Below are 12651 nucleotides of genomic sequence, written 5' to 3' on the forward strand. Positions count from 1 at the left end.
CGGCTGGATGCGCGACTGACGCAGGACACGGGCCGGCCGCTGGCGCTGGCCCTGTCGGGGGGCGGAGACTCCATCGCTCTGTTGCGGCTGACGACGGAGTGGGCGCGGACGCGTGGGCGTTCGGTGCTGGCCCTGACCGTCGATCACCGGCTGAATGCGGACAGCGGTCGCTGGACCGAGTTTGCGGGCCGGGCGGCGCGGGACGCCGGGGCCGACTGGCGCGGGTTGAGCTGGGACGGGGACAAGCCCGCGACTGGGCTGACGGCCGCGGCGCGGGCGGCGCGGCATGGGCTGATTGCGGATGCGGCGCGCGCGGCGGGGGCGTCGGTCGTCCTGTTCGCCCACACCGCCGATGACATCGCCGAGGCCGATCTGATGCGGAGCGAAGGCTCGACCCTGGGGCGGGTGCGCGAATGGTCGCCGTCGCCGGCCTGGCCCGAAGGGCGAGGCCTGATGCTGTTGCGGCCGCTGCTGGGCGAGCGGCGGGCGGCGTTGCGGGACTGGCTGGCGGGGCAGGGGGCCGACTGGATCGAGGACCCCGCCAACGCCGATCCCCGCTTCGGCCGCAGCCGGGCGCGGCAGGCGCTGGCGGGCGCGGCGCCTCGGTTGATCGATCAGGCGTCGGCCCAAACCGGGGCGCGGCCGACGATGGACGGCGAGGCCATGGCGCGCGTGGACCGGGACGTGGGCGCGCGGGCGCTGGCGGCGGCCCTGGTCTGCGTCGGCGGCGGATCGACGCCGCCTCGGGGGGCGCGGCTTGAAGCCCTGATGGCGCGGCTGAAGGCGGGTGAGGATTTCGCGGCGACCCTGTGCGGGGCGCGGATCGAGGCTGTCGGCGCGGCGGTGTGGCTGATGCGTGAGGCCGGCGAACTGCGCAGGCGGGACATTTCGCCGCTGGCGCTGGTGCCCGGCGTCGAGGCGGTCTGGGACGGGCGGTTCGTCGTCTGCGCCGATCGTCCGGGCTGGTCTGTGGTTGCGACGCGGGGGCGGTTGGCCCGCCTGTCGGAGGCCGACAGGGCCGAGATCAATCGACTGCCGGCAGCGACGCGCGGGGCCTGGCCTGTGTTGATCAGGGACGGCGCTGTGGCCCCGGTTCTTGCAGGCGAAGGGGTCGAACGGCGCGGCCTTGTCGCGGAACGGCTCAGGCTGGCGCTGGACGAAACGACGCACGAAGACGACCTGATTTCCGCCACCCGATAGCGTAACGCTGATTAAGCCCCTATTTTCCCAGACAGACACATCCAGACCGTCGATCCCATCGGGGTCGCGGACGACCGAGGACCTCAATGAACCTGCGTAATCTGGCTATCACCGGCGTGATCATTCTGGCGTTGCTGGCGGGCTATGCGGCGCTGTCGCAGGGCGGCGCCATGAACGGCGTGACGGGCCAGCCGGCCGGCAAGCCCGAGGCCATCAGCTATTCTCAGCTGGTGCAGCGCGTGAACGCGGGCGAGGTCAAACAGGTGACCATCCGCCTGGACAAGGTGAACGGCGAGCTGAAAAACGGCGAACGCTTTACCTCCACCACCGTCTATCCGAACGAACAGCTGGTGGCCCAGATGCTGCAGGCTGGCGTCGAGATCGACGCCAAGTCGGGCGGTCAGTCGATCTGGATGAGCCTGCTGCTGGGAATCCTGCCGATCGCGCTGCTGATCGGGGTGTGGATCTTCTTCATGCGCCAGATGCAGGGCGGGGCGAAGGGCGCCATGGGCTTCGGCAAGTCCAAGGCCAAGCTGCTGACCGAGCACAAGGGCCGCAAGACCTTCGACGACGTCGCCGGCGTGGACGAGGCCAAGGACGAACTGCAGGAGGTCGTCGACTTCCTGAAGGATCCGGGCAAGTTCCAGCGTCTGGGCGGCAAGATCCCCAAGGGCGCCCTGCTGGTCGGCCCTCCCGGCACCGGCAAGACGCTGCTGGCCCGCGCGGTCGCGGGCGAGGCGGGCGTGCCCTTCTTCTCGATCTCGGGTTCGGACTTCGTCGAGATGTTCGTCGGCGTCGGCGCCAGCCGCGTGCGCGACATGTTCGAACAGGCCAAGAAGAATGCGCCCTGCATCATCTTCATTGACGAAATCGACGCCGTGGGTCGCCATCGCGGTGCGGGTCTGGGCGGCGGCAATGACGAGCGTGAGCAGACGCTGAACCAACTGCTGGTCGAGATGGACGGCTTCGAGGCGTCCGAGAACATCATCCTGATCGCCGCGACCAACCGTCCCGACGTGCTGGACCCGGCGCTGCTGCGTCCCGGCCGTTTCGACCGCCAGGTGGTGGTGCCGAACCCCGACGTCTCGGGTCGCGAACGCATCCTGCGCGTCCACATGAAGGACGTGCCCCTGGCCGCCGACGTCAACGTCAAGACCATCGCGCGCGGGACGCCCGGCTTCTCGGGCGCCGACCTGGCCAACTTGGTCAACGAGGCGGCCCTGATGGCGGCGCGCAAGGACCGTCGCATGGTCACCCACCGCGACTTCGAAGACGCCAAGGACAAGGTGCTGATGGGCTCTGAACGTCGCTCCATGGCGATGAACGAGGAAGAAAAGCGCCTGACCGCCTATCACGAGGCCGGTCACGCCATCGTCGCCATGAACGTCAAGATGGCCGACCCGGTGCACAAGGCGACCATCGTCCCGCGCGGCCGGGCGCTCGGCATGGTGATGCAGCTGCCGGAAGGCGACCGCTATTCGATGAAGTATCAGCAGATGATCGACCGGATCGCCATCATGGCGGGTGGTCGCGTCGCCGAGGAGCTGATCTTCGGGCCGGAGAACATCACCTCGGGCGCCAGCTCGGACATCGAACAGGCGACCAAGCTGGCCCGCGCCATGGTCACCCGCTGGGGCTTCTCGGACAAGCTGGGCACCGTGGCCTATGGCGAGAACCAGGAAGAGGTGTTCCTGGGCCACTCGGTCGCCCGCAGCCAGAACATCTCCGAAGAGACGGCGCGCACCATCGACGAGGAAGTCCGTCGCCTGGTGACCTCGGGCTGGGACGAGGCGCGCACGATCCTGACCACCAAGGCCGAGGACCACGAGAAACTGTCTCAGGCCCTGCTGGAATACGAGACCTTGTCGGGCGAGGAGATCAAGGACCTGCTGGAGAAGGGCGTCGCGCCGAACCGTGACGAGAACAACTTCCCCAACGCCGGGCCTTCGGTCTCGGTGCCGGTGACGCCGGTGTCGGACGGCACGGACATCGAGGTCCCGGTCGCCGCGCCGGCCGCGACCAGCGTGCCGACCGTTCACTGAACCCAGGCCTGATCTGAAGATGGACCCGTCGGGAGAGCGATCTCCCGCGGGTTTTTCTTTGGGCGCCTTGCTGACCCACTGGCCAGAGCAGCAAACATTTTGACGAACAAGTTTGCATCACAAACATGTCTGTGAAATATGGCGGTCTCAATCGTGGGAGGGACGTCATGTTGATATCGAAATCAGAGCAGGGGGAGCGGCTGCACGGGCTGGATGCCTTACGCGCCGGGGCGCTGCTGCTGGGGGTGGTGCTTCACGCCAGCCTGTCCTTTGTCCCGCCGCAGATCTGGATCGTGGCGGACGACAGCCGGTCGATCGCCGCCGCCTGGCTGTTCTTCGCCATCCATCTTTTTCGCATGACGGCCTTCTTCCTCATCGCGGGTCTGTTCGCGCACAGGATGCTGGCGCGGCGAGGTTGGGTCGCTTTCGCCCAGGATCGGGTGGTGCGGATCGCCGGGCCGCTGGCGGCCTTTTGGTTTCCGGTCATGGCGGGGATCGTCACGGCCCTGGTCTGGAATGCTCATGCCAATGGTCTGGTGACGCCCGGCGCGCCGCCGCCGCCGCCGCCGACCTATGACTGGACCAACTTTCCGCTGACCCACCTGTGGTTTCTGTGGGTGCTGACCCTGTTCTACGCCGTCGTCCTGATCGTGCGGGCGTCGCTGGCTGTGCTGGATCGCAACGGACGGGCGGGCCCGGTGGTGGACAGGATCACCGGCGCGCTGATCGGCCCGTGGACGCCTGCCGTGCTGGCCGCGCCCCTGGCCCTGGCCCTGTGGCTGGACCCGAAATGGATCGCCTTCTTCGCCGTGCCGACGCCGGACGCGGGCGTGATCCCGAACACCTCCGCCCTGATCGGATTCGGCCTCGCCTTCGGCCTGGGCTTTGCGCTGGACCGGCGGCGTGATCTGCTTGACCGTATCGCCAAATGGTCGCCGCTGTTCCTGTGCGTGGCGCTGGTTTCGGGCGTCGCGGCCTATGTGCTGGCGGGCGGACCGAGCATCGCGCCGATGGGCGAGCCGACGGCCGGCAAGGCCCTGGCCGCCGCCGTCACGGCGGTCGCCGTCTATGCCTCGGCCCTGGCGGCCATGGGACTGTGCCTGCGGTTCGCCTCGGGCCACAGTCCGGTTCGGCGTTACCTCTCCGACGCCTCCTACTGGATCTATATCGTGCATCTGCCGCTGGTCATGCTGGCCCAGGTCTGGGTGCAGGATTGGGCTGGGCCGTGGTGGGTGAAGCTGATCGGCGTGTCGGCGGGCGTCTTCGCCGTGTGCCTGACGTCCTACGAACTGCTGATCCGCCACAGCTTTATGGGGCGGTGGCTGAATGGCCGGCGCGTGCCGTGGCGCAACCGGCCTGCGCCTGCCCTGATCCCCGCCGAATAATTTGCAAACCCTTCCGGCGGCGTCCATCCGAGGGACGCGCCCGTCGCACAGGAATCACACAGCGATGTCCGACAAGTCCCGCACCGGCCCGGAGGCCGACCTGGCCTTCATGAAGGCCATTGTTCAGGGCGGCAATAATCCCAGGGCGACCCTGACGCTGGGCGTCGCCTATCTGGCGGGCGGTCTGCTCTATGGTCTGCAATGCCTGTTCCATATCGGTCAGGTGTGGGGGATCGTGCGCTGGCCGCCTCTCGGAAATCTCAGCTTCGTGGTCGCCATCACGGTCGCCTTCCTGATCGTCCTGACCTGGGCCGTGCGTGAAGACCGCAAGACGGGGACGGCCGGCCCCATCGTCACCCGTACCCTGAATGCAGCCTTCAGCGGCGCGGGCATGGCCAATCTGGCGATCATCATCGTGTTCGGCGTGGGCGCGCGCCGCGATCAGGACTTCGCGGTTTGGCTCTATTATCCGGCGATGATTTTCGCGCTGCAGTCGGCGGCCTGGTTCGTGGCCTACAGTCTGAAAAAGAAGCCATGGATGCTGGCGACGTCGTTGGGCGGCTGGATCACGGCGGTCGCGCTGGGCGTGCTGGTGCGCGACGCCGTGATCTATCTCTACGTCTGCACCTTCGCCCTGTTCGTGCTGTTCGCAGGACCGGGCTGGATCATGACGCGTGCGGCGCTGAAGGCCCGCGCCGTCGATACGGACGCCGGCTGATCCATGGGGCTGGACGCGCTCGGCAAGATCGACGAGGTCATCCACGGCCGGATGCGGCTGGGGATCATGGTCTATCTGGCCGATGCCGAGGCCGCCGACTTCACCGAGCTGAAGACCGTGCTGGAGGCGACGCAGGGTAATCTGTCCGTCCACATCAAGAAGCTGGAGGAGGCGGGATACGTCGCCGTGGCCAAGAGCTTCGTCAACAACAAGCCCCTGACCCGCGTGTCCATCACAGCGGCAGGGCGCAAGGCCTTCGCCGCCTATCTGGAGGCGCTGGGCGGCCTGATCGGGCGGTCGGCCTGATGGCGCCAATGGTGGTCGATCCGGGCAAGGTGCGGGCGTTCGAGACGCCCGAGGCGTTCGAGGCCTGGCTGGCTGCGAACCACGACCGCGCGACCGAGCTCTGGATCCGCATCTTCAAGGTCAAGTCGGGCGTCGCCTCGATCACCTGGGTCGAGGCGGTGGACGTGCTCCTGTGCTGGGGCTGGATCGACGGGATCAAGAAAAGCTTGGATGCCGACAGCTTCCTGCAGCGCGTCTCGCCGCGCGGCAAGAAGAGCGTCTGGAGCCAGATCAACGTCGCCAATGTCGCGCGCCTGATCGAGAACGGGCGGATGACGCCGCACGGGCTGAAACACGTCGAGGCGGCCAAGGCGGACGGGCGCTGGGACGCGGCCTACCGCATCAAGGGCTCGACCGCGCCCGACGACCTGATGGCCGCCATCGACGCCGAGCCGCAGGCACGGGCGACGTTCGACACTCTGACGGCGCAGAACAGGTTCGCCCTGACCTATCGCACCGAGGCGCCGAAGACCCCGGCGGGCCGCGTCAAGGCCATCGCCCGCCTGGTGGAGATGCTGAAACGGGGCGAGACGCCCCACCCGCAGAAGAGGGCGTGACCGTGTCGATTCCGCAGGTGATGGGCATCGTCAATGTGACGCCCGACAGCTTCTCGGACGGAGGGCGGTGGGCCTCGACGGAAGCAGCGATCGATCAGGCCGTGCGGCTGGTCGCGGACGGGGCTGATGTGCTCGATATCGGCGGGGAGAGCACGCGGCCGGGAGCCGAACCGGTAGGGGAGGCCGAGGAGATCGACCGGGTCGCGCCGGTCATCGCCGGCGTCCGCGCGCGCTGGGGCGGAGCGATCAGCGTCGATACGATGAAGCCCGCCGTCGCCCGCGCCGCCGTCGCGGCCGGGGCGACGATGTGGAACGATGTGACGGCGCTGAGCCATGCGCCCGAGAGTGCGGCGGTCGCGGCCGAGCTGGGTTGCGACGTGGTGCTGATGCACATGCAGGGCGAACCCCGCACGATGCAGGCGGACCCGCGCTATGACGACGTGGTGGGCGAAGTCCGGGATTATCTGCGTGGCCGGGCCGAGGCGGCGATGGCGGCGGGTGTGGCGCGCGAGCGGATCTGGCTGGATCCCGGCATCGGGTTCGGCAAGACCCTGGCGCACAACATGGCGCTGACGGCGCGTCTGGACGCGCTGATCGATCTGGGCTTCCCGGTGCTGTACGCCGCCAGCCGCAAGCGCACGATCCAGGCCATCGATCCAACGGCGACCCTGGCGACCGACCGGCTGGGCGGGTCGCTGGCGCTGGCGCTGGAAGTCGCGCGGCGCGGGGCGCGGATGGTGCGGGTCCACGATGTGCGCGAAACGGTGCAAGCGCTGAAGGTTCAGGCTGCACTTATGGCGGCGGTGACAGCGGCGGAGTGAAGGCCCGCGACGGACGGTCGCAGCCGGTGTAGAGGGCAGGTCTGCAACAGCCCTAATGCGCCACATGCCCCTGACCGCCTACATCGCCCCCATCGTCATGCTGTGCCTGTCGAACGTCTTCATGACCTTCGCCTGGTACGGCCATCTGAAGTTCGATCACAAGCCGCTGTGGATCCTGGTCATCGCCAGCTGGGGCATCGCCTTCTTCGAATACTGGCTGGCCGTGCCGGCCAACCGGATCGGCATCCAGGTCTATTCGCCGGCCGAACTAAAGACGATGCAGGAGGTGATCACCCTGTTGGTCTTCGCCGGCTTTTCGGTCCTGTATCTGGGCGAGAAGTTGACGGTGAACCATCTGGTCGGGTTCGCCTTCATCGCGTTGGGGGCATTCTTCATCTTCAAGGGGCCGCTGGGCGGCTGATCGCGGCTTGCTCCGGACCGCGGCCTGTTCCATCTGGTCGCCATGTCCTGGGTGATGTCGATCAATCCATGGGCGACGCTGGTCGTCGCCGGTCTGCTGGAGGTCCTGTGGGCCTCGGGCCTCAAGAACGTCGGCGTCAGCCGGCCGTGGACCTCGCTGGGGGTTGTGATCGCGCTGGCGGGCAGCATGATCCTGTTGTGGGTCGCCACGCAGAAGCTGCCGATCGGCACGGCCTATGCGGTCTGGACCGGCATCGGGGCGGTGGGTGCAGCGGTGGTCGGCATCCTCGTTTATGGCGAGCCGGCGACGGCGGTCAGGGCCGTGTGCATCCTGCTGATCGTGGCGGGCATCGTCGGGCTGAAACTGTTTTCGGGAGCGGCGGCATGAGCGCGCTTCATCAAGGTCGGGTGCTCATTCTGGCCGGGTCGGACAGCGGCGGCGGCGCGGGTATCCAGGCCGACATCAAGGCCGTGACGATGATGGGCGGGTTCGCCGCCACCGCCATCACGGCTATCACGGTGCAGAACACCCTGGGGATCCACGGGGTCCATCCGCTGCCGCTCGATTTGATCGCAGCACAGGCGCGGGCGGTGCTGGAGGACATCGGGACCGATGCGGTGAAGACTGGCATGCTGGGCTCGGTCGAGGTGGTCGAGACGGTCGCGGCCCTGCTGGACGAAGCGGACGCTCCGGCGGTGGTCGATCCCGTCATGGTGGCCAAGGGCGGGCACCCGCTGTTGCCCGATGCGGCGGTCGAGGCGGTGAAGCGGCTGATGATCCCCCGCGCGGCGCTGCTGACGCCCAATGCGCCGGAGGCCGAGGCCCTGACGGGGTTCGCGGTCCACGATCTGGACGGACAGAGGCGGGCGGGCGAGGCGCTGCTGGCCATGGGGGCGCGGGCGGTGCTGATGAAGGGCGGGCATGTGTCGGGGCCGACGGTGATCGACCTGCTGATGACCGCAGACGGCGAGACGGTGCTGGAGGCCGAGCGCGTCGACACCCGCCACACCCACGGCACCGGCTGCACTCTGGCGAGTGCGTGTGCGGCCGGGCTCGCGATGGGGCGGCCGCTGGAGGTCGCGGTGGCGGAAGCCTGGGCCTATGTCGGCGAGGCGATCCGCCGGGCGCCGGGCCTGGGCGGCGGGCACGGGCCGCTGGATCACGGCTGGCCGGTGCGGGGATGAGCGAGCTGGAGGCGGAACTGGCCGCCATCGTGCGCGCCGACGCTGGCCTGATGCATGTCCTGACGACCGTCAGGGCGCTGGACTTGCCCGACTGGCGATTGGTGTCGGGGGCGGTCTATCAGGCCGTGTGGAACGCCCGGACGGGGCGGCCGGCGGGCTATGGGGTCAAGGACTACGATCTGGCCTATTTCGACGCGTCGGACCTGTCCTACGAGGCCGAGGACGTCGTCATCAAACGCGTCGCCGCCGCCTTCGACGAACCGTTCCGCAGCCAGGTCGAGGTCCGCAACCAGGCGCGCGTGCACCTGTGGTTCCAGAACCGGTTCGGCGAACCCTATGCGCCGTTGCCTTCGACGGATGAAGCGCTGGGGCGGTTCGTGGCGCCGACCTTTGCGGTCGGGGTGCGGCTGGAGGCTGACGACCGCCTCAGCATCGCCGCGCCTTTCGGGCTGGACGACGTGTTCGCCCTGACGATCCGCCCCAACCCGAACCGGCCGCTGGCCAGGGGCTGGGCAAAGGCCGTCGACAGCGCGCGGGCGCGCTGGCCCGAGCTGACGGTGGTCGAACCCTAGAAGGGGCCGTGCTTGCCGTTCGAGGAGAACTCGGGCGGGGCGGCCTTGTGGACGTATTGTTCGGCGACCAGCCAGGCCTTGAAGGGGCGCAGGCACCCCAGGCACAGGGCGACCAGGATCGGCAGGGTCACCACCAGATGCACCCAGATCGGCGGGTGGACGGTGAAGTCGAACACCATCAGCAGGATCATCCCCACCACCCCGACGGCCGTCATGACGAAGAAGGCCGGCCCGTCCGCCGGATCGGCGAAGGCGTAGCTGAGCCCGCACGTGGGACATTCGGTCTGCAGCGTCAGATAGCCCTTGAACAGCGGACCCTTGCCGCAGCGGGGGCAGCGACAGGCCAGGCCGGTCTTCAGGGTGCTGAGGCGCGGATAATCGGTCATCTGGCGACTATGGGCGCTTAAAACGGCGCTGTCGCGTGGATCGGTTGTCCTAAGGCCATCCCTCATCACGGTGAACGGCGGTTAACTGCGATTAAAGGCCTTGTGCGGCATGGGTCGGGAGATATGTCCGGGGCCTCGCCGACAAAGCGCATCCTGAAGACGACCGTGGCCGCCGCCACGGCCGGCGCCGTCGTGTTCGCGCCGATGGCGCCGCTGGCCCAGGAGGTCGGGCGCTCGCGCGATCCGCTGTCCATCAATATCGGCGCTAACGCCGAGTTCACGCGAGTCGAGTTCGGCGGCGTGATCGGGGTGCGTTCGCGGGTCAGCCGCGAGGGCGACATGGTCGTCGTGCGGCTGGGAACCACCGCCGCGCCCGACGTCTCGCGGCTGAAGGTCGATCCGCCGGCCGGGGTGAAGTCGGTCGAGACGCGGCCGAGCCGGGGCGCGGGCGGCACGGACCTGATCCTGACGCTGGAACAAGGCGCGGATGCGCGCTCGGGCGTCGCGGACGGGGCGGTTTGGCTGAACCTCTATGCGCCGGGCAAGGCGCCGGAGGGCGGGGACGCCGCCAAGCCGCAGACGACCAAGGCCGTGGTGCCGGTGCGGGCCGAGACGGCCGGCGGCAAGACCGTCTTGACCTTCGACTGGGGCGCGCCGGTAGGGGCGGCCGTCTTCCGCCGGGGCGATGCGGTCTGGGTCGTGTTCGACACGGCCGCGCGCATGGATATGAGCGGCGCCAAGGCGCTGGGGTCGGCCAAGAACGCCCAGTGGGCGGCCGGGCCGGGCTATACGGCCCTGAGGATCGCCGAACCCGAAGGGCTGGGCGTCTCGGCGCAGGGCCAGGGCGGGACCTGGACCGTGACCCTGGGCGGCCCGGACGGTGCGGCGGGCGGGGTGGAGGTCGGCCGCTCCGACGACGGCGCGCCGGTGCTGGTGGCGCAGATGGCCGGGGCGACCAAGGCGGTCTGGCTGACCGATCCGCTGGTCGGGGACCGGTTCGCGGCGGTGACGGCCCTGGCGCCTGGCAAGGGTTACGCCGGCGGACGGCGCACGGTCGATCTGAGCCTGATCCCGACCGCGCAGGGCCTGGCGGTCGAAACGTCGGCCGACGACCTGAAGATCGAGGCGTCGGGTGATCTGGTGACGCTGAGCCGGCCCAAGGGGCTGGCCTTGTCGTCGCCGGCGGCCGGGCTGGAGACGGGCGACCACAATGCGGATGCGCCCAAGCGGGCGGCCTATCCGGCCCTGATCGACGAGGCGTGGTCCGCGACGGGTGAGGCGGGCTTCTCGGACCGCTATCGCCGGCTGCAGGATGCGGCCGGGCTGGAGACGATCGCGGCGGCGGACAATCCGCGTGCGCCGATCGAGGCGCGGATGGCGCTGGCGCGGTTCCTGGTCGGGTCGGGCCTGAACTATGAGGCCATCGGGGTGCTGAACGCCCTGATCGCCAAGGCGCCCAACCTGCAAGGCGAGCCCGAGGTGCGCGGCCTGCGCGGCGTGGCGCGCGTCGGCGTCGGGCGGCTGGAGGAGGCCCAGGTCGATTTCGCGGGCGCGACCCTGGCCAACGATCCGGCGACCAAGGTCTGGCTGGGCTATATCGCCTCGGAGATGGGCGACTGGGAGGGGGCGCGTCGCAACTTCGCCGCCGGCGCCCCGGCCATCGACAGCTTCCCCAAGGAATGGCGCGCGCGGTTCGGCGCGGCCCACGCCATGGCGGCGATCCAGTTGAATGATCTCGCCGCCGCCCAGCAGCTGTTGGCCTATGTGTTCAGCCAGGATGCGCCGGCGGTGGATCAACTGACGGCGCGGCTGGTGCAGGCGCGGATGTTCGAGCTGAACGGCGACAAGAACCGGGCGCTGGCGGTCTACAAGGCCGTGGCGCGCGCGCCGCTGGATGGGATCGCGACGCCGGCGAAACTGGGCGCCATCAGCCTGGAGCTGGACAAGGGCGCGATCACGCCGGATCAGGCGACGGCCCAGCTGGAACAGCTGAAGTGGCGCTGGCGCGGGGATGCCACCGAGATGGCGGTCGTGCGCAAACTGTCGGGCATCTATCTGCAACAGGGGCGATACCGCGAGGCGCTGGACGCCCTGCGCGGCGCGGGCAAGCGGATGGCGGGCGTGCCGGGCGCGGCCGAGGTGCAGGCGGATCAGGCCAACGCCTTCCGCGCCCTGTTCCTGGACGGGGCGGCGGACGGTTTGCAGCCGGTGCAGGCGCTGGCGCTGTTCTATGACTTCCGCGAACTGACGCCGATTGGGGCGGACGGCGACGAGATGGTGCGGCGTCTGTCGCGCCGGCTGATCGACGTGGACCTGCTGGATCAGGCCGCCGAACTGCTGAAGCACCAGGTGGACGAGCGTCTGGACGGGGTGGCCAAGGCCCAGGTCGCGACCAATCTGGCCACCGTCTACCTGATGGACCGCCAGCCGGAGAAGGCGTTGCAGGCCATCTGGGGCTCGCGCACCACCCTGCTGCCTAATGCGATGAACAGCGAGCGCCGGGCGCTGGAGGCGCGCGCCCTGATGGATCTGGGCCGGTTCGACCATGCGCTGGAGGTGCTGGACCGGGATCAGTCGAACCCGGCGCGCGAGGTGCGGGCCGACATCTTCTGGAAGCAGCAGAAGTGGGGCGAGGCGGCGCCGATCTATGAGGCGCGGCTGGGCGATCGCTACAAGACCTCGACCACGCCGCTGACGCCGGCCGAGGAAAGCTGGCTGATCCGTGCTGGCGTCGGCTATTCGCTGGCGGGCGATCGGGCCGCGTTGCAGCGGCTGAGCGGGCGCTTTGGGCCGATGGTTCCCGGCGCGCGGTCCGCGGCGGCGCTGCGGGTCGCGCTGGACGACACTCTGTCAGGCGTGGCGGGGACGGGCGACTTCGCCAATCTGTCCAGCCAGGCCGACACCTTCGTCGGCTGGGTCAACAGCGCCAAACAGGCGTTCAGAAAAGAAGCTGACGCCAAGAGCGCCGCCTGAAATTGAAACGGGCGGAGATCGCGTCGCGACCCCCGCCCGTCGTGCAT

13 protein-coding genes are annotated in these 12651 nt (G+C 69.0%); 12 read left to right on the top strand and 1 reads right to left on the bottom strand.

The features are described 5' to 3' along the window. Positions 1-15: 15 nt before the first annotated feature. The 11 genes from tilS (at position 16) to Q9R14_RS15590 (ending at position 9245) form a co-directional block, all read left to right on the top strand. Positions 16-1200 (top strand): tRNA lysidine(34) synthetase TilS, encoded by a 1185-nt coding sequence (tilS, locus tag Q9R14_RS15540; RefSeq protein WP_371929797.1) that lies wholly within the window; start codon positions 16-18, stop codon positions 1198-1200. Between the two features lie 86 nt (positions 1201-1286). Then, positions 1287-3242, top strand: coding sequence for an ATP-dependent zinc metalloprotease FtsH (gene ftsH / locus Q9R14_RS15545; RefSeq protein WP_137722393.1), 1956 nt, complete (start codon positions 1287-1289; stop codon positions 3240-3242). A gap of 167 nt (positions 3243-3409) precedes the next feature. Beyond that, on the top strand, positions 3410-4627 hold the full coding sequence (locus tag Q9R14_RS15550) for an acyltransferase family protein (RefSeq protein WP_306002973.1): 1218 nt from the start codon (positions 3410-3412) through the stop codon (positions 4625-4627). Between the two features lie 64 nt (positions 4628-4691). Further along, positions 4692-5345, top strand: coding sequence for a hypothetical protein (locus Q9R14_RS15555; protein ID WP_306002974.1), 654 nt, complete (start codon positions 4692-4694; stop codon positions 5343-5345). A gap of 3 nt (positions 5346-5348) precedes the next feature. After that, a complete protein-coding gene (locus Q9R14_RS15560) occupies positions 5349-5651 on the top strand; it encodes a transcriptional regulator (protein WP_295240363.1) in 303 nt (100 codons plus the stop codon). Next, entirely contained in the window at positions 5651-6247 is a 597-nt protein-coding gene (locus tag Q9R14_RS15565) for a YdeI family protein (RefSeq protein ID WP_306002975.1), read from the top strand. Before Q9R14_RS15560 ends, Q9R14_RS15565 begins: the two co-directional genes overlap by 1 nt. Positions 6248-6267: 20 nt before the next feature. Then, positions 6268-7068 carry a dihydropteroate synthase gene (gene folP, locus Q9R14_RS15570; RefSeq protein WP_306004165.1) on the top strand — a complete coding sequence of 267 codons (801 nt, stop codon included), beginning with the start codon at positions 6268-6270 and terminating at the stop codon, positions 7066-7068. Positions 7069-7132: 64 nt separating this feature from the next. Beyond that, the gene (locus Q9R14_RS15575; protein ID WP_017506765.1) at positions 7133-7489 is read left to right on the top strand and encodes a DMT family protein; all 357 of its coding nucleotides are present in this window, start codon (positions 7133-7135) and stop codon (positions 7487-7489) included. Between the two features lie 42 nt (positions 7490-7531). Then, positions 7532-7876 carry a multidrug efflux SMR transporter gene (locus tag Q9R14_RS15580; RefSeq protein ID WP_137722388.1) on the top strand — a complete coding sequence of 115 codons (345 nt, stop codon included), beginning with the start codon at positions 7532-7534 and terminating at the stop codon, positions 7874-7876. Next, positions 7873-8673 (top strand): bifunctional hydroxymethylpyrimidine kinase/phosphomethylpyrimidine kinase, encoded by an 801-nt coding sequence (gene thiD, locus Q9R14_RS15585; RefSeq protein WP_306002976.1) that lies wholly within the window; start codon positions 7873-7875, stop codon positions 8671-8673. Before Q9R14_RS15580 ends, thiD begins: the two co-directional genes overlap by 4 nt. Further along, on the top strand, positions 8670-9245 hold the full coding sequence (locus Q9R14_RS15590) for a nucleotidyltransferase family protein (RefSeq protein ID WP_306002977.1): 576 nt from the start codon (positions 8670-8672) through the stop codon (positions 9243-9245). Before thiD ends, Q9R14_RS15590 begins: the two co-directional genes overlap by 4 nt. On the opposite strand, the gene Q9R14_RS15595 is transcribed toward Q9R14_RS15590, so the two are convergent. Continuing rightward, positions 9242-9631: a DUF983 domain-containing protein gene (locus Q9R14_RS15595; protein WP_161639515.1), complete on the bottom strand. Its 390-nt coding sequence runs from the start codon at positions 9629-9631 to the stop codon at positions 9242-9244. The genes Q9R14_RS15590 and Q9R14_RS15595 overlap by 4 nt on opposite strands. A gap of 123 nt (positions 9632-9754) precedes the next feature. Here Q9R14_RS15595 and Q9R14_RS15600 point away from each other — a divergent pair, with 123 nt between their 5' ends. After that, positions 9755-12604, top strand: a complete 2850-nt coding sequence (locus tag Q9R14_RS15600) for a hypothetical protein (protein ID WP_306002978.1) — start codon at positions 9755-9757, stop codon at positions 12602-12604. Positions 12605-12651 lie beyond the last annotated feature (47 nt).

This window comes from Brevundimonas sp. C43 (assembly GCF_030732185.1).
Classification (GTDB): Bacteria; Pseudomonadota; Alphaproteobacteria; order Caulobacterales; family Caulobacteraceae; genus Brevundimonas; species Brevundimonas diminuta_C.